The following is a 17309-nucleotide window of genomic DNA, read 5'->3' as shown; positions in this document are numbered from 1 at the left end:
TCTTGAAACCTTAGGGTGTTCAAAAAACCAAGTAGATTCAGAAATAATGTTAGGTATTCTAAATGAACATAATTTTACCTTAACTCAGAATGATTTAGAGGCTGATGTTATTGTAGTTAATACCTGTGGATTTATAGAAAGTGCAAAACAAGAATCAATAAATACTATTTTAGAACTCGCTGACCTTAAAACCTCAGCTAATTGCAAAGTGTTAATTGTTACAGGATGCCTAGCTCAAAGATACTCAAAGGAATTAGCAGAAGAGTTACCTGAAGTTGATGCCTTTTTAGGAACTACGAACTTCAATGAAATTGCAGAAATCGTTAATAAGGTTTTAGGTAATGGAAAGAGAATTGTTTCAACGGCTAATGCGGATAAGGATGTACACTATGAACTACCGAGAATCCTAACAACGCCATCATATAGTGCATATCTAAAAATAGCTGAGGGCTGTGACAATTACTGCACATATTGTATTATCCCTAAATTAAGAGGTAAATACAAAAGTAGATCAATAGAAAAGGTAGTAGAGGAAGCAAAAAATCTAGCTGCAAATGGAACTAGGGAGTTAATAATTATAGCACAGGACATAACGAGATACGGAATTGATATGTATGGAAATTATAGATTGGTGGAGTTACTTGATAAGCTTAGCCAAATTGAAGATATAAAGTGGATAAGACTTCAGTATTCATACCCTGATATAATAAGTGACGAGCTTATTGATCTTATGGCCCATAACGATAAAATATGTAATTATATAGACATTCCGATTCAGCATTGTAATGACGAAATACTTAAGAAAATGAATCGTAGAACGTCAAAGGAGCATATCCTTGATGTTATTAATAAACTCAAAACCAAAATACCGAATATAGCATTAAGAACTTCTCTAATCGTAGGTTTTCCAGGTGAAACTGAAGAGCAGTTTTCAGAGCTATATAATTTTGTAGAGGAAGTTAAGTTCGATAAACTTGGAGTTTTTACTTATTCTCAGGAAGAAGACACAGCAGCGGCAAACTTACCTAATCAAATTGAACAGGAAGTAAAAGATGAGAGAAGAGACAAAATAATGGTTCTTCAAAGAGACTTATCTTTAGCGAAAAATATGGATAAAATAGGTAATATATATGATATACTTATAGAAGAAAAAGTTGAAGGTGAAAATGTTTATGTGGGTAGAACTGAGTTCGATGCCCCAGAAATCGATGGAGTAGTATACGTTAGTTCAGATTCTGAAATCAATATTGGTGAATTTGTAAGAGCAAAAATAATTGATGCTCTTGAATATGATTTAATAGGAGAGATTTTTAATGAATTTGGCGAATAAGATTACCATTGCTAGAATTTTATTAGTTCCTGTCTTCATGGTTTTTCTATTAGCAAAAGTTCCATATGGCGTAACTATTGCATCAATCATATTTATAGTTGCTGCACTTACAGATAGCTTAGATGGATACATAGCTAGAAGTAGGAATCAGGTTACTAAACTTGGCAAGTTTATGGACCCATTGGCCGATAAACTTCTTGTAACAGCAGCATTAGTTTCACTTGTTCAAATGGACAAGCTGGCAGCATGGGTAGTGGTGGTTATTATATCAAGAGAGCTTGTTGTGAGTGTCTTTAGAGCCGTTGCAGCTTCAGAAGGAATAGTTATAGCTGCAAGTCCTTGGGGCAAAGGAAAAACTATTTCTCAAATAGTTGCGATTGTTACATTACTCCTTAATAACTATCCATTTAGCCTATACAACATTCCTTTTGATACAATATCAGTATGGGTTGCAGTAATACTTACTGTTATCTCAGGATATGACTATATAAATAAGAATAAACAAGTTTTGATGTAGGAAAAGCGCCGATGGCGCTTTTAATTACTAGCCACTAGCTGCTAGCTTTAGTTTATATCGATTCAGTTGAGGCTAAAAGATTGAAAAAATTTTTACTAGTAAAATGTGTATATGCTTTTCAACCCTTTATGAACAGGAGGGAACTTATATTGAACTGTACAATTTTAACTGTTGGAACAGAGTTATTGATGGGACAGATTATAAATACCAATACAGCTTTTTTATCTAAGGAGCTTAATGATTTAGGTATTAATGTTTTATATCACCTTACAGTTGGGGACAATCCAAATAGGCTTGAAAAAATGCTTGAGATTGCCTTAGAAGTATCAGATTTAGTTGTTACTACTGGAGGCCTAGGTCCAACTCAAGATGATCTAACCAAGGAGACAATTGCGAAATCATTAGGGAAAGAATTGGTACTACATGAACCAACCTTAGAAAAGATAGAGAGTTTTTTTAGTAAATTGAATAAAGAAATGTCAGTAAATAATAGAAAGCAGGCTCTTATACCTGATGGCAGTATTGTACTTGATAATGACAATGGCACTGCACCAGGTTTTATTGCTGAGGCAGATGGGAAAATAGTTATTTCACTACCGGGTCCACCAAGGGAAATGAAAGGCTTATTTTTTGATTCTGTTAAACCATACTTACAAAGCAAGTCAGAACTTAAAATAGAATCTAAAATTCTCAAATTTGTAGGTATAGGGGAGTCAAGTCTTGAAACAGCCTTAGAGGACATCATTACCGATCAGACAAATCCAACTATTGCTACATATGCAGGAGGGGGAGAAATAAGTCTGCGCATAACTGCTAGCGGGAAATCCCACGAAGAGATTGATGGGCTGATTAATCCCATGATCAAGGAAGTTGAAAGTAGATTAAAGAAATATATATATAGTTATGACGATGAGTCCCTTGAAAAAGTGGTTGCCGATATGTTAATGGACAAGAGTTTGACGATTTCTTTGGCTGAATCCTGTACTGGTGGACTATTAGCATCAAAGTTTACTTCAATTTCAGGGATCTCAAAGACATTAGATCGTGGGATAGTCACTTATAGTAATAATGCTAAAGTTCAAGAATTAGGTATTGATGAAAATATAATCAAAAACCATGGAGCTGTCAGTGAAGAAACCGCTGAGGCTATGGCTCAGGGAGTCAGATCAATAGCTGGAACTAACATTGGTGTATCTATAACAGGTATTGCTGGACCGACCGGTGGAACCCCTGAAAAACCAGTTGGCCTTGTCTATATTGGTATAGCTACCGATGGGGATACCGTTATAAAGAAGCTTAATTTAGCTGGTGACAGAAATAAAATAAGAAATTATACAACAATATATGCACTAAATCTAATTAGACAAACAATTGAGGAAATTGCATAATTCTAACTTGGCAGAGTTGCATAATAAATATGGTATAGCTCTAGGGTTTTTAAGACTATATATAGTAGTGAGTTTTTTAGGATGGTACTTATGCAATTTGCTCAATTGATAAATATAATATTTATAGTTGACCTACTAATCATATTTATGTATAATTAGGTTATAGAACATTTGTTCGCAAAGGAGAAAGGTAGGTGAAAACCAGATTTGCATAACCAATTGTGATATTTAAGCTTGGTTATTGTTATTATATCTGGGACGATATGACAGATAAGAATAAAGCCCTTGAGGCAGTACTAGGACAGATTGAGAGACAGTTTGGTAAAGGCTCAATTATGAAACTTGGCGATGATGCTGCCAAACTAAACATAGAGAGTATTTCTACAGGTGCTATAGAGCTCGACATAGCTTTAGGTATAGGTGGAATACCGAGAGGAAGAATTATCGAAATTTATGGACCGGAGTCTTCTGGTAAAACGACAGTTGCGCTTCACATGATTGCAGAGGCTCAAAAGGCTGGTGGAACGGCTGCCTTTGTAGATGCTGAACATGCTCTTGATCCTGTATATTCTAAAAACCTAGGTGTAGATATTGATAATCTAATCGTTTCTCAGCCCGATACTGGAGAGCAGGCACTCGAAATCGTTGAGGCACTAGTTAGAAGTGGTGCTGTGGATATTATTGTTATTGACTCCGTTGCGGCCCTTGTACCTAAAGCGGAGATAGCTGGTGAAATGGGAGACAGCCACGTAGGTTTACAAGCAAGACTTATGTCTCAAGCCCTTAGAAAACTAACAGGTGTTATAAATAAATCTAAAACTTCTGCTATATTCATCAATCAGCTAAGAGAAAAGGTAGGGATAATGTTCGGTAATCCTGAAACAACTACAGGTGGTAGAGCCTTGAAATTCTACTCTTCTGTAAGACTTGATGTTAGAAAAGTAGATATCATCAAGCAGAACAATGAATTTATGGGTAATAGGACTAAGGTAAAGGTAGTTAAAAATAAATTAGCTCCGCCATTTAGGCAAGCAGAGTTTGATATAATGTACGGTAAAGGTATATCCATAGAAGGTGGAGTTTTAGATTGTGCGGTTAATGCTGATCTAGTAAAGAAATCAGGTTCTTGGTATAGCTATAATGATAATAAGCTAGGTCAAGGTCGTGAAAATGTAAAGCAATATTTAATTGAGAATCCAAACTTACTTGCAGAATTAGATTATAAAGTTAGAAAACATTATAATCTACCAGTAGATGAAAAAAAGGCTACTAAAGTTATTAAGAAAAGTGATAATGTAAAAACTGAAGAATAAAAGTCAAAATAGAGCCCGACATTTGTATCGTGGCTCTATTTTTTTACTATTATACACTCTCAAAGAGAAATCCGACTAAAAAATAAGGAATTCTACGGAATTGATTATTAAGGGAAATACATGACTTAGTGGTAGGTTATTACAAAGCATCTTGACAGTATATTCAAAAAGATATAAAATTAAAAGGAAATAGAACATAGCTCCATTTCCAAGATTTAGATTTATTCCCTTTTTGAACTTATTCGATTTTAACCGAGTATATCGGTTTATATTTTTGAGTGATTAAAACGTTTGAGTGATTAATATATAGGAGGTGGTATCTATCGAATACTGGCCACTGGTTGTATCTATAGCAATATCGGCCCCGGCAGGCTTTGGGATTGGATATATATTAAGAAAAATGACTGCCGAGAAAACAATTGGCAGTGCTGAGCAAAAAGCTGAACTTATAATTTTCGAGGCGAATAAGGACGCTGATACTAAGAAAAAAGAAATACTTCTTGAAGCAAAGGAAGAAGTTCATAAGTTAAGAAATGAGCTCGAAAGAGAAAATAGAGATAGACGTAATGAACTACAAAGATTAGAAAGAAGACTTCTTCAAAAAGAAGAAACTCTTGATAGAAAATCTGATAATCTTGAAAAAAAGGAAGACTATTTAAATAAATCACTTAAAGACATATCAAACAAAGAGGTTATGGTTGAAGACCTTTATCAAAAACAAATCGAAGAGCTTGAAAGAATATCTGGACTTACTACTGATGAAGCGAAACAAATGTTACTTAGCGATCTTGAAAAAGAAGTTAAGCATGATTCCGTAGTTATGATTAGAGATATTGTAAATAAAGCAAAGGAAGAAGCTAATAAAACTGCTACAGAAATAATAGCATATGCTGTTCAGAAATGTGCAGCTGACTATGTTGCAGAGTCAACGGTTTCAGTTGTTAGCTTACCTAATGATGAAATGAAGGGAAGAATAATCGGTAGAGAAGGTAGAAATATTAGGGCTCTTGAGACCTTAACTGGAGTAGACTTAATTATAGATGATACTCCTGAAGCAGTTATTCTATCATCTTTCGATCCAATAAGAAGGGAAGTAGCTAGAGTAGCTCTTGAAAAACTTATTATTGACGGAAGAATACATCCAGCTAGAATCGAGGAAATGGTTGAAAAGGCAAGAAAAGAAATAAATAATCATATTAAAGAAGAAGGCGAGAAGGCAACGTTTGATTTAGGAATTCACAATCTTCACCCTGAATTAGTTAAATTGCTTGGTCGCTTAAAATATAGAACAAGTTATGGACAAAATGTTCTACAACATTCTATAGAAGTTTCATACCTAGCAGGATTAATGGCTGCTGAGCTAGGTGCAGACGTAAAAATAGCCAAGCGTGCAGGTTTACTTCATGACATAGGCAAAGCTGTTGATCATGAGGTTGAAGGTACCCACGTTGAAATAGGTATTAACCTACTTAGAAGATACAGAGAATCTAAGGAAGTTATACATGCAATGTCTACACACCATGGTGATTATGACCCTGAAACTATTGAGGCAGTATTAGTTACTGCGGCCGATGCTATATCAGCTGCTAGACCAGGTGCAAGAAGAGAAACTTTAGAAACATATATTAAGAGACTTGAAAAGCTTGAGGAAATTGCAAATTCTTATGAAGGTATAGAAAAAGCTTTTGCTATACAGGCAGGTAGAGAAATTCGAATAATGGTTAAGCCTGAAGATATAAGCGATGATAATATGGTCTTATTAGCTAGAGAAATTAGTAAGAAAATCGAAAATAGTCTTGAGTACCCTGGTCAGATAAAGGTTAATGTTATCAGGGAAACAAGAGCAATAGATTATGCAAAATAGTAAGAAGCTATCGTTTGATAGCTTCTTTTAGATTGTTGACAAAGTCAACAAGATGATAGGCTGTTAAGAAGCTCGAAGTTCGAGGCGTGCTGAAAGCAAGAGATCGCAGCGTATAAAGAAATACGTAAGAGTTCTTGATTGAAGCAACAACGAAGAAATTCGGGTTTGTTAGCAGTCTCAGAAGCTATCGTTTGATAGCTTCTTTTAATATTCTCAATTGCCTCAAAAATGGAATCGCATAAAACGATTAAATTCTACAAGTATTTTAATAATTAAAAATAATTAATAATTTTTAGAAAGTTTCTAATTTATATGAATATTTAGAAGGATTTTTTTTCTTTGTGTAGAATAATAGTAATTAGTGGAAATCTATTCATAATTTAACTCATTAATTGCATTTATGTCTGTGGGTTAATATCTACTAATTATTCAAAATTCCAAAAGGGGGCTTTATTCAATGGAAGTATTAAAAGTATCAGCAAAATCAAATCCAAATTCAGTTGCAGGAGCTTTAGCAGGAGTTCTTAGAGAACGAGGCGCTGCTGAAATCCAAGCCATAGGTGCAGGTGCTCTTAATCAAGCAGTAAAAGCAGTAGCGATCGCTAGAGGATTCGTTGCTCCTAGTGGTATGGACCTAATTTGTATCCCAGCATTTACAGACATTGAGATTGATGGAGAAGAAAGAACCGCTATAAAACTTATTATTCAACCTAGATAAAAGAACAGAAACCTGCTGTACAGGCAGGTTTTTTCATGTTTTTGACGTTTTATTGATACTATAATGCTATAATAGGACATAATAAAAATGGTGTAAAGGATGATCAAAATGATGGAGTTAAAAAACAAATTAGATCAACTAAACTGCTGTTTAGATCTTAAAAGAGAAATTGTAGGAGTAAAATTTATATTTACGAAAGAAGATTTTGACGCTTTTGATGTAAAACAAGTGAACAATAAAATGTCTTACTGCAATACAGTAAAGCTTGCAACAAGGGGTAAGAGCTTTAAAGCTAATGTAGACAACTTCTTCTGCAAAGCTTCAGCAAGAGCCCTCGGATTAATGGATGTAAATAATGATATAACCTCAGGAAGACTTTATCACTCATTTAGAATGTATAATAGTCTTGGGACAGCTAAAGGAGTTCAAAAGCATGTAACATTTATAGATCATGAAATATATGGCGTAGTAGTTATGCCCCTAGAGAAATTTGATACTGAGCCTGATGTAGTAGTAATGATAGTGAATCCTTATCAGGCCATGAGAGTAGTTCAGGGATATTCATATTCCTATGGAGTAGCTAAAAATGTTAAGTTTACAGGAAACCAGGGCCTATGTTCAGAATGTACAGCCACTCCATACGAAACAAATGATTTAAATGTTTCTTTACTATGTGCTAATACGAGACTTGCAGCTAAGTGGAGCGATGAAGAGATGGGACTCGGAGTTCCGTTTCATATGTTTAATACAATAGCAGATGGAATAATGAAAACATTAGATCCAAGTGATCCAAATAGTAAGAAGAGAGAAATAATTGAGAGAGCTAAAAATCGAGATATTGACATAGATGTTAATCTAGGAACAAGTTATTATAGAAGTGGAAAATAGAATAATAAATTTATTAAAAGTTAAAATAATAGAGATGTGAATATTCATATCTCTATTATTTTGCTCTTCAAACTAATAATATGTTTGTCATTTCAAACTATATAATGTATAATACTATATGTACATACACGAACATTAATCTAAAATTTAAAATAAATGTAAGGAGTGATCTAGTGACATCTCTATATCAAAATCCCCTAATTACTAGATATGCAAGTGAAGAAATGCTTAAAAACTTTTCGCCTGATACTAAGTTTAGAACATGGAGGAAGCTATGGATTGCCTTGGCTGAGGCTGAAAAGGAGTTAGGTCTTCCAATAACAGACGAGCAAATTGAAGAAATGAAAAAGTTTAGAGACGACATAAATTATGATGTGGCAAGGGCGATGGAGAAGAAAACGAGACATGATGTTATGTCCCATGTCCATGCATATGGCGAACAATGTCCTAAGGCAAGGCCAATTATTCATTTAGGAGCTACAAGTGCATTTGTTGGAGATAATACTGACCTAATTGTAATGCAGGATGCTTTAAAAATAGTTCGTAAAAAACTAATAAATTGCATAGACAGACTTTCTAAATTTGCCTATGAATATAAAAGTATGCCTACATTAGGATTCACTCATTTTCAGCCCGCACAGCTTACTACAGTAGGTAAGAGGGCTACACTATGGCTAATGGACTTATTGTTAGATTTAGACGACATAGAGGCCCTTATTTCGCGAATGATGTTAAGAGGCGTTAAGGGGACAACGGGTACTCAAGCAAGCTACTTGAAACTTTTCGATGGAGACCACGAAAAAGTTAAGAAATTAGATCAGTTAGTTGCTAAAAATTTAGGATTTGATAAAACATTTCCTGTTACGGGACAAACTTATGCCAGAAAGTTTGATTACAAAGTGTTATCAGCATTAAGTGGAATCGCACAAAGTCTTCATAAGATGACTAATGATATACGCCTGCTCCAGCACCTTAAGGAAGTAGAAGAACCCTTTGGTAAGAATCAAATAGGTTCGTCGGCAATGGCATATAAAAGAAACCCAATGAGAAGTGAAAGAATAGCTTCATTGGCGAGATATGTAATAGCTAGTGCACAAAACCCTGCAAATACAGCTGCAACGCAATGGTTCGAGAGAACTTTAGATGACTCGGCTAATAGAAGAATCTCGATACCAGAGTGCTTCTTATGTATAGATTCAATAATAGAAATTGCCATAAACATAAGCTCAAACCTAGTAGTTTATCCTAAGGTAATCGAAAAACGTATTAGAGAAGAACTGCCCTTCATGGCAACGGAAAATATCATGATGGAAGCAGTCAAAAAGGGCGGAGACAGACAAGAACTTCATGAGAAAATAAGAGTACATTCCATGGATGCAGGTAGAGTTGTAAAAGAGGAAGGTAAGAAGAATGATTTGCTAACAAGAATAGCTAAGGATGATGCCTTCAATCTATCAATGGATGAAATAGAGAACCTATTAGATCCACAGTTGTTTATTGGTAGATCTCCAGAGCAAGTAGATGAATTCATTGAAGAAAATATAAAGCCTATCTTGGATTCCAATAAAGATATATTAGGTGTAGATGTTGAATTAAAAGTATAGATAGTAGAGGAATGGTTTAAAACCATTCCTTTTTATTATAATACAAAGGAAATTATAAATCCCTTGGAATTATGGATAAATATAACTTCGTTATGTATTAAAAAAGTCAACCTTGAGAATCTCTATGAAAGACTTTTTTATTGAAAGACTGTAGATCTCAAGATGTTAACCTTATTGTGGATTGATAAAGTAATAGACATAAAAACTAGTTGACAGTTCAACTAGTTTAAACTACAATAATATTAGTTGAAACTTCAACTAATTTGCACCTTGTCCTAAACATCCAAAAACATACATAACAACATAATGGGAGGAGAGGATTATGATGTATAGTTTTAAGAATGACTATAGTGAAGGGGCACATCCAAGAATATTAAATGCTCTAATAAAATCAAATATGGCCCAAGAAGAAGGCTATGGAAATGATGATTACACTCAAAAGGCCATATCTAAATTAAAAAAAATAATGGGAAATCAAAATATTGATATTCATCTTATACCAGGAGGAACTCAAACAAACCTAATAGCTATTGGAGCTTTCTTGAGACCCTATGAAGCTTGTATATCTGCCGATACAGGACATATCGCAGTTCATGAAACTGGTGCAATAGAATACACTGGTCATAAAGTGATCACACTAGATTCCGAGGGTGGAAAAATATCACCTCAAGATATCCAGGAAGTACTAGATTTCCATGTTAATGAACATCTAGTAAAACCCAAACTAGTATATATATCTAATCCAACTGAATTAGGTACAATATACACAAAAGAGGAAATAAAAGCTCTAAATGAATTCTGTAGTTCTAAAAATCTTATTTTATATGCAGATGGAGCAAGATTGGGCTCTGTACTTTGCGTTCAAGAAGCTAATCTAACCTTATCAGATATGTGCAATTTGACGGATGCCTTTTTTATTGGTGGAACTAAAAATGGAGCCCTTCTTGGTGAAGCACTAGTAATAAAAAATGAAGAGCTAAAACAAGATTTTAGATATCACATAAAGCAAAAAGGAGCACTGCTAGCTAAAGGAAGACTTCTAGGAATCCAATTTAAAGAGTTATTTGAGGACAATCTTTACTTTCAACTTGCAAACCATGCAAATGAAATGGCAAATCTTTTAAGTGAAGGTCTTAAGGAAGCTAATTGCAAGTTTTTAATAAATTCTCCAACAAATCAAATCTTTCCTATTTTAGAAAATGAAATAATTGAAAAACTAGAAAAGAAGTTTTCCTTTTATATCTGGAAAAAAATAGATGATAATAATTCTGCTATCAGATTAGTTACTTCATGGGCCACAAAAAAAGAAGCTGTAATTGAGTTCATAAATGAATTGAAAAAGTAGAATTATAGACCTTTTCAATAAAAGCATAAGGTGCCAGGAGGTGAATCAAATGAAACTTAATAGCCATATTCTAAGAGAAGTAGGATCACTTACTAGAAGCATTCATGCTATTGTAGAGGTAAGATTTAAAGAATTACATTTGCAAAAAGGTCAATCCATATATCTAACTAGAATATGCGAAAAACCAGGAATAAATCTGATACAGCTATCAAGCTTACTTAAGGTTGATAAAACAACAACTACAAAAGTTGTCCAAAAGCTTATAAAAGAGGACTTTATTCTAAAAAGAAAAGACGATGATGATAAACGTTCATATAGGCTTTATCCAACATCTAAAGCACTGAGGACATATGATGAGTTAATAAAAGAGGAAAATAGAGTCATAGATATGTGTTATAGAGATCTTGATGAAGAGCAAAAAAAATTAGCATATGAATTAATTAGAAAGATGAAAGAGAATATTGAAACTAACTGGCTTAAAATAAAGAACTATAAATAGCTACTTAATAGATAGACCACAGGCACACTAAACAGTGAGTGAACCTGTGGTCTTTTTAATTATATAAAGTAATTACTAGAATAAATTTTGAAAAACTTAATTTTATCAAAGGAAATATTTAAGCCATAGAGAATTATTAAGTATATGTTATATTTTGTATGATTATATAAAGTATGGTAAATAAGTTTGAGCTTTTTAACCTAAAAGTAAGTATATATACCGGGGGGCATTATGAAGAACATAGATAACCAAGAGTTTAAATTTGATTATGTAGGATTTGGGACAAGGATTGGAGCAACAATAATCGATATTCTTATAATAGTACCGATAGTATTAATCATTACACTTATATTTAAAGACACAATAATTCAATCACGAGAATTTAGCATATTGCTACGAATTATAATAAATATTCTTATAATAATCTATAAGATCTTTTTCACCGTAACATATGGTGGAACTCCTGGAAAGTTAGCGACCAAGATAAGAATTATTAGTGAAAGAGGTAATTATCTTACTGTAGATAGGGCTTTTTTGAGGTTGTTGCCGAACTTATTTTATACGATTATATCTGCAAGCGTTAGACATTCAATGGGAAACGATATAAATCTAGGTTTAAGCTTCTTATTGGATTTAATTTTAATACTGGATGTTTCACTTATTGCTTTTAATGATAAGAAAAAGGCATTACACGATTATTTAGCCAGTTCATATGTTGTAACAAATGAATCTTTACTCAGAAAGCAGGGGAGTAAAAGCGTGAATGATCTATATATTGATTAGTTAATTATATAAGGATTTGATATATGTTTAGAAGTAAAGCAAGAAAATGTACATTGTAACTTAATTGATCTACCATATATATATTATGTAAAGTTCTTGAGTTGGGGGAGAAAATTGAACTTGTGATTAATGGGGTGGGAGGTAATACTATGAATCATATAAAAGAGAACTTAGATAAGGTACCTAAACATGTTGCCATTATTTGCGATGGAAACGGTAGATGGGCAACTAAAAGAGGTCTGCCTAGAAGTCTTGGTCATAGAGAAGGGGCTAAGACAGCAAAGGAAATAGTTGAGGTGTGCAAAGAATGTGGTGTTGAGTATCTAACTCTATACTTATTCTCAACAGAAAATTGGAACCGTCCAAAGGAAGAAGTTGACTACCTAATGAATCTTTTTGTCCAGTTTTTTAGAGATTGGAGATATGAAGCTATTAACCAAAACATAAAGATTGTTCATATCGGTTCATATGATAATCTTTCTGAAAAGCTAATAAAAGAGATTAGAGAATGTGAAGAAAGCACAATGCATAACAGCGGAATGGTTTTAAATCTAGCACTGAATTATGGAGGTCGGTTTGAAATAGTCGAATCAGTTAAAAGCATTGTTAATGAAATTAGAAAAGGATCTATCGAGGTTGAGCAAATAACGGAGGAAGTTATTGATGATTACCTCTATACGAAGGATCAACCTAATCCCGACCTTCTTATTCGAACGAGTGATGAATGGAGATTTAGTAATTTTCTACTATGGCAAATTTCTAAATCAAAAATATGGGTTTCAGAGGTGCAGTTTCCTGACTTTAAACGTGATGACTTATTAAAAGCGTTTACATACTACAATTAGAAATTAAATTATATTCATGACCTTGAAGAGGTATTTGAAAAGAATGTAGCGGGTCTTTTGCTGATTTAGTTGGGATAAGATATCATGAGTGGGGATCTTATGATTAAGTAAATCTAGAGCTAGAGGATTATAAAAAAGAATACCCAGGTTTAATAAAAGTATAAGGTTATAATTTGTAACGAAGATTAAATATTGCTTTCTGATAAAAAAGACAAACGATAATGGAGTAAAATTTTGGAGATTATAGTCCTATTCTAAGAACCTCTCTCAAGCAAAATAATGGTAAAAATTAATAAAATATTAAAAATTATACTATTTGATATATAGTATAATTTAGGAGAGTAAAATTTTGGGAGGGATTATTTATGATTAAGCTAAAAAATTCTGTTTTTACAGTTTTGGCTATTACATTATTTATTTCTAGCTTTCTAGTTCTTAAACCTACAAAAATATATTCGGAAGAACTTGTGAGTTACGGAGAGTCTGAGGAACTAATCAGTTATACGATAGGTGCTGAGGTTTCAAAACATACTATCAGTGGACATGTAACAGACAAAATGACTGGTGATCCAGTAAAGAATGCTAAAATAGTACTTAAGGGGCGTAGAACACCAAATCGTGGGGCTGAAACTGATAGGGAAGGATACTTCAAAATTGAAGACGTTTCAGATGATGACTATGTACTGAAGATAGAAAAAGATGGATATAAAGAATACGATAAAACTATAGAGATAGATGGCAACGATCTTGAATTAGATGTATCTTTAGACTTTTATACTATAAGTGGATATATAACAGACAAGAAGACATATAAACCAATGGAAGGTGCTAAGGTAACATTAAATGAGTCTTCAAAGTCAAGCATGGAAACTGAAACCGATAACAAAGGATACTTTGAATTTAAACATGTGTCACAGAAGACTCATACAGTAAAAATAGAAAAGGAAGGGTATTCTACTTATGAAAAGGAAGTAAAAGTAGATGACGATGACATAAAACTGTCCTTAGACTTAAAGACTCAAGCAGATCCTTGCGTTATAAGTGGTTATGTAAAAGATGAAAGAACTGGTGAGCCTATAAGTAATGTTATTGTGAGGTTAAATGGAACCTCTAATTGGTTAAATGAAACTGACGATAAGGGGTATTTCACATTCGAAGCTGTATCACAGGGAACCTATGGAATACAAACTGATAAAGAAGGGTACCGTATGTATAATAGGAGCTTAAGTGTAATTGGTAATGATAGAGAACTCGATATAAGGCTAAATCCTTATATACATGATATTTATGTTGAAGTAAATAATTCAAGCATTGTGTTTGATAATTCAACTGGCTATCCATTTATTGATGAAGATGATAGAACCTTAGTTCCACTAAGAAAGGTTTTAGAAGCTTTTGGTGCAAAAGTTGAGTGGGATAACGATAAAAAAATGGTTTACGCTACTAAAGATAATAATACAGTATATATTCCAGCAAACGAGAACTATATTATAGTAAATGATGTTAAAGTTTCAATTGACTCTAAAGCTATCATCAAAAATGAAAGAACCTATTGTCCCGTTAGAGCGATTATAGAAGGATTAGAAGGAATTGTAACATGGGATGAGAAAACTAAGACGGTTATAATTAAAGAAAAGGGTGAAATATAACTTATTTCTAAACTTAGTTAGATACCAAGAAAATCAAAGGTTAGGTCAATAAATAATAATATTTGAAATTAGTTACGGGTACGGGCTGATTTAGATCTTCTAAATCAGTCTTTTCATTTGAAAGAGAGAAGTTATACTTTTCTATTTATTTGATATTTATAATGATTTACACGCTTAGATAAAGAAGTTTACTATTTAAAGAGGATATACAGCAAATATGGAGAATTAAATACTTAATGAAAAAAGGTCATAAAAAAGATCTAATCCATTTCCTTTATACTAGTAAGATAGTACCTAAAAATGAGATAAGATCATAAATGATGGAAGCTGATATTCCGAGTAGAATATATACTTTGGAAGTTATCTATTTTAACTTTCAATCAAATTTTACTTTTAATAATAAAAAATCTTAACCAAATATATTTGAAGTATGAATAACTACACGGATTTCTCTTTTGAATACAAAATGATTGAAGAAAAACCAATTTAAGTGTATGATTAAGAGAATTTGAATCCTGTCCATTATTAGAACCATAATTATTTTATGTATACCAACGGAGTTTCTTCAATTTCAATTACCGTAGAGAATTATCCTACATTATAGTGCATAGAAAGTCGGGTATGGAATGTTTATTATTGCTATACTTATAGACGAAAGGAGATTAAGTCTATGGATTGGCTCAAAAAAATGAACGGCTCTATAAGTTATATTGAGGAGAACCTTGCAAGGGATATTGATTACAATAAAGTAGCGAAAATAGCTTGCTGCTCAACCTATCACTTTCAACGAATGTTTTCCTTTATAACTGACATTCCCTTATCCGAATATATCAGACGGAGGCGTTTAACCATTGCAGCATTTGAGCTTCAAAATAGTAATATCAAAATAATTGACCTAGCCCTCAAATATGGTTATGACTCTCCAGATGCATTTTCAAGAGCCTTTAAAAAGCTTCATGGCGTTACACCAAGAGTAGCTCGTGATATGGGGGTACAGTTAAAGGCCTATCCTCGATTATCCTTTCATATTTCAATCAAAGGAGATGTTGAGATGAATTACAGAGTTGTTGAGAAAGAGGCCTATACAGTATTTGGCAAGAGTCTAACGATTGGTATTGATGAAAAACCATATGAAATTATTCCAAAATTCTGGTTGGATTTTCAAGAGGATGGAACATATCATAGGATATGTAGAACGGCTGGATTTGAACCCTATAGTGGTCCATTGCTAAGCGGTGCTGCATACGACTATAATAATGATGGCTCCTATAGAAATAAGTATATTATTAATACTATACTTCCTATAGGTACTGAGATCCCTGAGGAGTTCGATATTCTTACAATACCCAAGGCTAAATGGGTTGTATTTTCAGATACCTATGAAACTGTAGAAGAGACCTCAGATGTGATAATAAACCTATGGAAAAGAATCTTCACAGAATGGTTTCCGATATCTGAATATGAGGTAGCAGATGGTCCACAACTAGAGATATATCCAGAAAACACTAAGACGATAGAAGTTTGGGTACCAATTATTAAAAAGTAATATAAGAAGATTTCCCTTGAACTGCAAGTTTTTAAAAGCTTCAAGGGAAATCTTTTTATATAAATAAAATTCAGCTATAATGCGTAGTTGCTTAGTTTATCTATATCTTTAATACAGATAACTCCATTATTATTATAGTAAATAATTCCTTCGTTTTCGAGTCTTCTAAGAATCTTAGAAACGGTAACACGATGCAATGAATTTATTGATGCTATCTCAGCATGAGTAATATCTAAATGTATGTGGATTTCATGACCTACTGTTTTTCCGTATTTCTCTGAAAATGAATAAAGAAATCTACAAATTTGTGTAATAGGTTTTAAAAAAGAAATTGTATCTAGTTGATGCACAAGAACACGTATTCTCATTGCCATAGATTTAAGCATATCCTCAGACAACTCCGGATGGTCAATCAGAAGCCTGTTAAATATTACTCTTTCAAATCCATATACTTCACAGTCTTCGCATGCAATTATTGAAGCATTAGAGGGAAGATGGTGAAAGAAACTTACATCATTAATAATGTTTCCTGAAATTGCATACCAAAGAGTTTTTTCTTTACCCTCAGGAGTAACCATAACCACTCTTACTTTACCGGTCTTCAGGTAATAGATAGTTTCTGCTTTTTCGCCTTGTCGAGAAATACAATCTCCTTCACTGAACTTCCTTAATGTACCGAACTTAAGAAGCTTCTTGATTGATTGAAGGGATGACTTATGATCAATCCATGGCAGTGTATAGGACCTACACTCTTTTAAATGATCATTCATTCTAACAACTCCTTAAATTTGTCAAAACATTTATAAATTCTTATTAGGTATTTATGTTATAAGTATATTGCTTAGACAATTAACATGCAACTTAAAAGTAATATCTATGTTCCAAGTTAAGTGCATAAGTGCCTGAGACATAAGTGATCTCATGATAATTTTTTTAAATAATAGGATTGGAGAGTAGAACTAAAATTTAAGCAATGTAGTTGTGGCTACAGCGTAATTATATAGTAGCTGATATATTAGA

15 protein-coding genes are annotated in these 17309 nt (G+C 33.1%); 14 read left to right on the top strand and 1 reads right to left on the bottom strand.

The features are described from left to right. Positions 1-46 precede the first annotated feature (46 nt). The 14 genes from rimO to R9X47_RS01830 all read left to right on the top strand — a co-directional run bounded on the left by rimO (position 47) and on the right by R9X47_RS01830 (position 16289). Positions 47-1330 (top strand): 30S ribosomal protein S12 methylthiotransferase RimO, encoded by a 1284-nt coding sequence (gene rimO / locus R9X47_RS01895; protein WP_432667573.1) that lies wholly within the window; start codon positions 47-49, stop codon positions 1328-1330. Next, the gene (pgsA, locus tag R9X47_RS01890) at positions 1314-1847 is read left to right on the top strand and encodes a CDP-diacylglycerol--glycerol-3-phosphate 3-phosphatidyltransferase (RefSeq protein WP_432664996.1); all 534 of its coding nucleotides are present in this window, start codon (positions 1314-1316) and stop codon (positions 1845-1847) included. Before rimO ends, pgsA begins: the two co-directional genes overlap by 17 nt. Before the next feature lie 149 nt (positions 1848-1996). Beyond that, a complete protein-coding gene (locus R9X47_RS01885; protein ID WP_432664995.1) occupies positions 1997-3235 on the top strand; it encodes a competence/damage-inducible protein A in 1239 nt (412 codons plus the stop codon). 263 nt (positions 3236-3498) lie between these two features. Continuing rightward, a complete protein-coding gene (recA, locus tag R9X47_RS01880; RefSeq protein WP_432664993.1) occupies positions 3499-4548 on the top strand; it encodes a recombinase RecA in 1050 nt (349 codons plus the stop codon). Between the two features lie 400 nt (positions 4549-4948). Beyond that, on the top strand, positions 4949-6412 hold the full coding sequence (gene rny, locus R9X47_RS01875) for a ribonuclease Y (RefSeq protein ID WP_432667572.1): 1464 nt from the start codon (positions 4949-4951) through the stop codon (positions 6410-6412). Between the two features lie 457 nt (positions 6413-6869). Further along, positions 6870-7130: a stage V sporulation protein S gene (locus R9X47_RS01870; protein ID WP_432400444.1), complete on the top strand. Its 261-nt coding sequence runs from the start codon at positions 6870-6872 to the stop codon at positions 7128-7130. A gap of 108 nt (positions 7131-7238) precedes the next feature. Then, positions 7239-8018, top strand: coding sequence for a DUF169 domain-containing protein (locus R9X47_RS01865; RefSeq protein WP_432664992.1), 780 nt, complete (start codon positions 7239-7241; stop codon positions 8016-8018). Positions 8019-8191: 173 nt separating this feature from the next. Next, the gene (gene purB / locus R9X47_RS01860; protein ID WP_432664991.1) at positions 8192-9622 is read left to right on the top strand and encodes an adenylosuccinate lyase; all 1431 of its coding nucleotides are present in this window, start codon (positions 8192-8194) and stop codon (positions 9620-9622) included. Positions 9623-9947: 325 nt separating this feature from the next. Then, positions 9948-10967: a threonine aldolase family protein gene (locus tag R9X47_RS01855; RefSeq protein ID WP_432667571.1), complete on the top strand. Its 1020-nt coding sequence runs from the start codon at positions 9948-9950 to the stop codon at positions 10965-10967. 49 nt (positions 10968-11016) lie between these two features. Beyond that, on the top strand, positions 11017-11466 hold the full coding sequence (locus tag R9X47_RS01850) for a MarR family winged helix-turn-helix transcriptional regulator (RefSeq protein ID WP_432664990.1): 450 nt from the start codon (positions 11017-11019) through the stop codon (positions 11464-11466). A gap of 231 nt (positions 11467-11697) precedes the next feature. Further along, positions 11698-12249 carry an RDD family protein gene (locus R9X47_RS01845; RefSeq protein ID WP_432664989.1) on the top strand — a complete coding sequence of 184 codons (552 nt, stop codon included), beginning with the start codon at positions 11698-11700 and terminating at the stop codon, positions 12247-12249. Positions 12250-12398: 149 nt separating this feature from the next. After that, on the top strand, positions 12399-13094 hold the full coding sequence (uppS, locus tag R9X47_RS01840; RefSeq protein WP_432664988.1) for a polyprenyl diphosphate synthase: 696 nt from the start codon (positions 12399-12401) through the stop codon (positions 13092-13094). Between the two features lie 365 nt (positions 13095-13459). Further along, on the top strand, positions 13460-14743 hold the full coding sequence (locus tag R9X47_RS01835) for a carboxypeptidase regulatory-like domain-containing protein (protein WP_432664987.1): 1284 nt from the start codon (positions 13460-13462) through the stop codon (positions 14741-14743). Between the two features lie 670 nt (positions 14744-15413). Beyond that, positions 15414-16289 (top strand): AraC family transcriptional regulator, encoded by an 876-nt coding sequence (locus R9X47_RS01830; RefSeq protein WP_432664986.1) that lies wholly within the window; start codon positions 15414-15416, stop codon positions 16287-16289. Positions 16290-16363: 74 nt separating this feature from the next. On the opposite strand, the gene R9X47_RS01825 is transcribed toward R9X47_RS01830, so the two are convergent. Further along, positions 16364-17059: a Crp/Fnr family transcriptional regulator gene (locus tag R9X47_RS01825; protein ID WP_432664985.1), complete on the bottom strand. Its 696-nt coding sequence runs from the start codon at positions 17057-17059 to the stop codon at positions 16364-16366. Positions 17060-17309 lie beyond the last annotated feature (250 nt).

The organism is Wukongibacter baidiensis (assembly GCF_050888315.1).
In the GTDB taxonomy this organism is placed as follows: Bacteria; Bacillota; Clostridia; order Peptostreptococcales; family Caminicellaceae; genus Wukongibacter; species Wukongibacter baidiensis.
This window is presented reverse-complemented; position numbering and strand designations above follow the sequence as displayed.

Bases quoted from the DNA above. Each gene is read 5' to 3' on its own strand.
- rimO (WP_432667573.1), top strand. From the start codon at position 47: ATGTTAGGTATTCTAAATGAACATAATTTTACCTTAACTCAGAATGAT.
- pgsA (WP_432664996.1), top strand. From the start codon at position 1,314: ATGAATTTGGCGAATAAGATTACCATTGCTAGAATTTTATTAGTTCCT.
- recA (WP_432664993.1), top strand. From the start codon at position 3,499: ATGACAGATAAGAATAAAGCCCTTGAGGCAGTACTAGGACAGATTGAG.
- rny (WP_432667572.1), top strand. From the start codon at position 4,949: ATGACTGCCGAGAAAACAATTGGCAGTGCTGAGCAAAAAGCTGAACTT.
- R9X47_RS01870 (WP_432400444.1), top strand. From the start codon at position 6,870: ATGGAAGTATTAAAAGTATCAGCAAAATCAAATCCAAATTCAGTTGCA.
- R9X47_RS01865 (WP_432664992.1), top strand. From the start codon at position 7,239: ATGATGGAGTTAAAAAACAAATTAGATCAACTAAACTGCTGTTTAGAT.
- R9X47_RS01855 (WP_432667571.1), top strand. From the start codon at position 9,948: ATGTATAGTTTTAAGAATGACTATAGTGAAGGGGCACATCCAAGAATA.
- R9X47_RS01850 (WP_432664990.1), top strand. From the start codon at position 11,017: ATGAAACTTAATAGCCATATTCTAAGAGAAGTAGGATCACTTACTAGA.
- R9X47_RS01845 (WP_432664989.1), top strand. From the start codon at position 11,698: ATGAAGAACATAGATAACCAAGAGTTTAAATTTGATTATGTAGGATTT.
- uppS (WP_432664988.1), top strand. From the start codon at position 12,399: ATGAATCATATAAAAGAGAACTTAGATAAGGTACCTAAACATGTTGCC.
- R9X47_RS01835 (WP_432664987.1), top strand. From the start codon at position 13,460: ATGATTAAGCTAAAAAATTCTGTTTTTACAGTTTTGGCTATTACATTA.
- R9X47_RS01830 (WP_432664986.1), top strand. From the start codon at position 15,414: ATGGATTGGCTCAAAAAAATGAACGGCTCTATAAGTTATATTGAGGAG.
- R9X47_RS01825 (WP_432664985.1), bottom strand. From the start codon at position 17,059: ATGAATGATCATTTAAAAGAGTGTAGGTCCTATACACTGCCATGGATT.